The sequence below is a fragment of the Pseudomonas sp. K5002 genome (assembly GCF_013386655.1).
In the GTDB taxonomy this organism is placed as follows: Bacteria; Pseudomonadota; Gammaproteobacteria; order Pseudomonadales; family Pseudomonadaceae; genus Aquipseudomonas.
Window position 1 is genome coordinate 1 of sequence record NZ_JACARK010000835.1, and the last position, 577, is coordinate 577.

1 protein-coding gene is annotated in these 577 nt (G+C 65.0%); it reads right to left on the minus strand.

Features of this window, described 5'->3' with window-relative positions; translation table 11 throughout:
• On the minus strand, positions 1 to 577 hold a 577-nt coding region (locus tag HX846_RS39310), incomplete at both ends, for an AMP-binding protein (protein WP_218645497.1).

The window sequence follows — 577 nt, forward strand, 5'->3', positions numbered from 1 at the left end:
CCCCGGTCGGTTGAGGTACCCACGGGCCAGGCCGGTGCCCCCCAGATACAGCTCACCGGCCATGCCTTGGGGCAACAGGTTCAGGTCGGTGTCGAGCACATAGGCGCTGCGGTCACCGATGCGGCTGCCGATCGGCGCGTAGGCAGCACCGCACGGCACCTCGCGACCGGCCTTCCAGATCAACGGGGTGACCACGGTTTCGGTCGGGCCGTAGCCGTTGATGATGTAGTCCGGATCGAGCGCACGCTTGACCCGCTCGAAACTGGCGTTCGGCACCGCGTCACCGCCAAAGCAATAGATGCGCACCTTCGGTGGATTGCCGACGCGCTCGGCATGTTCGGCCAGTTGTTGCAGGTACACCGGCGGGAACGCGACCACGGTCACGCCGTGTTCGATCATGGCGTTGTAGGTCTGCTCCGGCGTCCACAGCGTGTCGTCGCGAATCAGCAGCGAAGCCCCGTGAGTCAGGCTGGTCAGCCAGCGCTCGTGGGCACCGTCGAAGGCGAACGACATGAAGTGGAACTCACAGTCGCTGTCGCGCATTTCATAGCGCTGGCCGATGGCCTGGCAATGCATG